Source organism: Streptomyces sp. MBT65 (assembly GCF_016612545.1).
GTDB lineage: Bacteria > Actinomycetota > Actinomycetes > Streptomycetales > Streptomycetaceae > Streptomyces.
This window is the reverse complement of record NZ_JAENRY010000750.1, coordinates 1-509: the sequence shown is the minus strand read 5'-3', so window position 1 is coordinate 509 and position 509 is coordinate 1. Positions and strand designations below refer to the sequence as shown.

Annotated in this window: 1 pseudogene; it reads right to left on the bottom strand. The window is 73.7% G+C overall.

From position 1 onward, the window contains the following. Window positions 1–509, bottom strand: a pseudogene (locus JHN63_RS53795) (primosome assembly protein PriA); the annotation flags it as partial.

Here is a 509-nt window from a genome sequence, read left to right as displayed (position 1 = left end):
CCCCCACAGCCGGCCCCCCGCTCCGCCGAACGAGCGGCACAGACACCGGCACCGGCCCCAACACCTCAGCATCCAGAGGGAGTTCAACCGCCGCAAGAAACTCCGCCACCGCCTCCGGACCCCCGGAAACCGCAGCCATCCGAGACACCGGCGGAAACCCCAACTCCCCCCGCTCCCCGAGCTCCCGCACCGCATGCCCCACGGGATCCCACCGAACCAACGCCTGCACAGGCCGCAAGGTGGGTTCCGCGACCACGACAACGGTCCCCCCGACCCCCTGCGGCCGCACCAGCGAACCCGCCGCGATCCACCGCCGCAACGCATCCTCCCCGGCCCGCAGATCAGGCCGCCCGAGCATCGCCCACCCGTCCAGCAACAACGCCGCCGCATACCCCCCGTCGGCCACCGGCTCGGCCCCCGGCGTACTCACCACCAACGCAGGCGACCCCGGCACCGTGTCGAGCACCTGCTCCCGCCCGGACGTCCGCACCGGCACCGCCGGAAACGCC